Origin of the sequence: Thalassotalea sp. PLHSN55 (assembly GCF_052030545.1) — a bacterium.
Classification (GTDB): domain Bacteria; phylum Pseudomonadota; class Gammaproteobacteria; order Enterobacterales; family Alteromonadaceae; genus CANMXU01.
In genome coordinates this window covers 1-2420 of the sequence record NZ_JBPDIH010000026.1, presented here as the reverse complement: position 1 = coordinate 2420, position 2420 = coordinate 1, and the positions used below count along the sequence as shown (strand labels likewise).

Genomic DNA, 2420 nt, shown 5'->3' with positions numbered 1-2420 from the left:
AAACTAATTATGGCTCTGTCTTTTTAAGTTAACCCACGAATGGAGGCTAGCCTCGTGGGGAGTCATTATGTCTATACGTTTAGGGAAGTTTCGGCATGATCGTCGTCTATGGAATTAAAGAAAAGCTCAATCCAATTAAATCTCAACTTTCAGATGTCATTCATAAATCAATGCAATCTGTATTAGGGATGCCTGAAGATAAGCGAGCGCATCGATTTATTCCATTGGATAAATCAGATTTTTATTATCCAGGTGGCCGGTCTGATAATTATACCGTTATTGAAATCAATATGATGGAAGGCCGTCAAATTGAAACTAAGAAAGCATTGATTAAGTCTTTATTTTCTACAATAGAATCAGAGTTAAATATCTTACCTGTGGATGTTGAGATAACAATCAAAGAGCAACCCAAACATTGCTGGGGTTTTCGTGGTATAACTGGTGATGAAGTTAATGACTTAAAATACAGTGTAAACGTATAACAAGTCATTAAAGTAGGACAAAAAACAGTTGGTTTTTGCTCCTACGTCGCTTATTTTAACCAACTATTTTTTACCTCTTAATGAGGCGTTATACGTATAGGGAAGTTTGGTGGGTTATCTAATTTTAGGTGTTTTTCTTTTTGTTCATTTCTATATCTCTTTTCTAGTGTGTGGATATTTTGCAAAGTCTTATGAGCAACAGATTAATAATATAACTAAATTAATGATCACTTTATTTACTGGACCACTTACTTTTATGCTTATGTTGTTACTTATTTATGTAACGCCATTGAGGAATACCGATGCAGGGTTAATGGACGGAGGTTTGTTTTTAATATTTATTTTATTTACACCGTTGTTTCCCGTTGTTAGTTACATGTTAGTAAAATTAACTAATAAATTTACGGTTTGTGTAAAATACGTATAACAAGCACTTTAAACGGAACAAAAACAGTTGGTTAGGTTCCGCTTCGCTTCACATTTTAACCAACAATTTTTGTCCGCTTAAGTGGGCGTTAGCTTTCAAGGTCAAACTATCGCTAATCACTTAAAGTAATTAGCATTATTTAACATGTTATAGAAAATTCTAAGTGGTATTTAGCTTGTAAAAAAACTATAGTTGCTGCATAATCTTTAATTAATTACACTTTCTTGTAAGGCGATTGATATGACTGCACTTTTAAGATTATTTGGTCTTGTTCCTACTAAGGAAGAGCGCGAAATTCTTCAACAGCTTAGAAAAAAAGAATCTTCCTCTATGCGAGTTGTTGGGCGAGGTACGTTAACAATGAGCGCAAAAGAAGCAAGAGACACTGAAAAATCAAAGAAATTCATTGCTAAAATGGACAAATTAGTTAGCTAAAAAGGACATGGATGTTTCTCTTACTTATACTTCCTGTATTAGTTTCTGGTTATATAGCTTTCACGCAAAATCCTTATCACTATTACCGCCTTCATAGATATGAAGGGCAACTATTATACTTAGAAAGTGCTAAATTAGGTTTTTTCTGTACTCTAGCTAGTTCAATTATTGTATCCATCCTTAATAAGCACTTTCCTTCCTCTATAAACCTATTTGGTTTTGATATTCCACTAGACTTATTTCAATACACAAGCACTCTTTTAGGTGAAATAGATGCTAATACTAACCAGCTTACATGGATTTCCTTAATCATTTTAGGAAGTTTAATAGTTTGCAAACTCTATGTAACGTACTCACAGTTAAGTTTATCCTTAAAAGCTTTTGACTTGTTAGATGCTTTATCCTGCCGGCGTTTTAAGTTATCTATTAAAAAGAAGCGCTGGATATCAAGAAATGATCAATCAGGATTAACTTATAAAGAAAGGGCAAAAATAATACTGATGGCATCTGTTTTGAAAGATAGTCCAATTGATGCATTATTTCTAAAATCCTATGTGATGGATGGTTTTTATTTGATGCTTACAATGGAAGATAGAAAGGTATATATAGGTAGAGTAATCAGCCTTGGAGAGCCAAATGAAACAGAAGGAATGGATCAAGAGATTGTAATTACCCCTTATGCTAGTGGATATAGAGACGAAGCAACTTTAAGCCTAAAATTAACAGTCAAATATACTGAAGTAACTGAAGACGTATCTTTAGTCCTTCGTCAAGATAAAATCATTAGTGCTACACAGTTTTCAGAAGCACTTTACGATGAGTTTCTATCTAAGCAAAAAAGTAAAAAAGAACAACCTCGTTCTGGATTATTAAATATGCTCGAACTATTACTGCCCCCAAAGAATTGAAAGCTAACAAGAAATTAAACAAGGACAAAAAACAGTTGGCTTTTGCTCCTTCGTCGCTTATTTTAGCCAACAATTTTTTGCCTGTTAATTAGGCGTTGGTATGACTCCCCACGTCAACTTAAAAACACTGAACCCTGCTCAATAAATTAGAGCCATAATCTTTTCTTT

3 protein-coding genes are annotated in these 2420 nt (G+C 33.5%); all 3 read left to right on the top strand.

What is annotated here, in order from left to right; all coding sequences use genetic code 11:
- Positions 1-95: 95 nt before the first annotated feature.
- The 3 genes from ACRRSQ_RS20535 to ACRRSQ_RS20525 all read left to right on the top strand — a co-directional run bounded on the left by ACRRSQ_RS20535 (position 96) and on the right by ACRRSQ_RS20525 (position 2252).
- Positions 96-482, top strand: coding sequence for a tautomerase family protein (locus tag ACRRSQ_RS20535; RefSeq protein ID WP_440877647.1), 387 nt, complete (start codon positions 96-98; stop codon positions 480-482).
- A gap of 667 nt (positions 483-1149) precedes the next feature.
- Positions 1150-1344, top strand: a complete 195-nt coding sequence (locus ACRRSQ_RS20530; protein WP_440877646.1) for a hypothetical protein — start codon at positions 1150-1152, stop codon at positions 1342-1344.
- 11 nt (positions 1345-1355) lie between these two features.
- Positions 1356-2252 (top strand): hypothetical protein, encoded by an 897-nt coding sequence (locus tag ACRRSQ_RS20525; RefSeq protein WP_440877645.1) that lies wholly within the window; start codon positions 1356-1358, stop codon positions 2250-2252.
- Positions 2253-2420 lie beyond the last annotated feature (168 nt).

What these genes read in the sequence shown, in the direction of transcription:
- ACRRSQ_RS20530 (WP_440877646.1), top strand. Translation starts at nt 1,150, where the DNA reads ATGACTGCACTTTTAAGATTATTTGGTCTTGTTCCTACTAAGGAAGAG.
- ACRRSQ_RS20525 (WP_440877645.1), top strand. Translation starts at nt 1,356, where the DNA reads ATGTTTCTCTTACTTATACTTCCTGTATTAGTTTCTGGTTATATAGCT.
- ACRRSQ_RS20535 (WP_440877647.1), top strand. Translation starts at nt 96, where the DNA reads ATGATCGTCGTCTATGGAATTAAAGAAAAGCTCAATCCAATTAAATCT.